This window comes from Burkholderia guangdongensis (genome assembly GCF_013403875.1).
In the GTDB taxonomy this organism is placed as follows: domain Bacteria; phylum Pseudomonadota; class Gammaproteobacteria; order Burkholderiales; family Burkholderiaceae; genus Burkholderia; species Burkholderia guangdongensis.
In genome coordinates this window covers 1-281 of the sequence record NZ_JACBNX010000078.1, presented here as the reverse complement: position 1 = coordinate 281, position 281 = coordinate 1, and the positions used below count along the sequence as shown (strand labels likewise).

1 pseudogene is annotated in these 281 nt (G+C 56.6%); it reads left to right on the top strand.

Annotated features, from left to right (window positions below):
- Positions 1-7 precede the first annotated feature (7 nt).
- Positions 8-281: pseudogene (locus HZI36_RS26775) on the top strand (IS6 family transposase); the annotation flags it as partial.

Genomic DNA, 281 nt, shown 5'->3' with positions numbered 1-281 from the left:
CGACGGCATTGGGAAGGTGCTGAAGCGGCTGCATTATCCGCTTGACGTGATTCTGCTGTGCGTGCGCTGGTGGCGTATTCGTTGAGCCTGCGCAACCTCGAAGAGATGATGCTGGAGCGTGGAATCGAGGTGGATCATTCAAGCGTGCACCGCTGGGTCATCAAAGTACTGCCGGTGTTTGAAAAGGCATTTCGCCGCCGAAAGCGCCCGGTGGGCAAGAGCTGGCGAGTCGATGAGACCTACGTCAAAGTCAAGGGTCAATGGAAGTATTTGTACCGCGC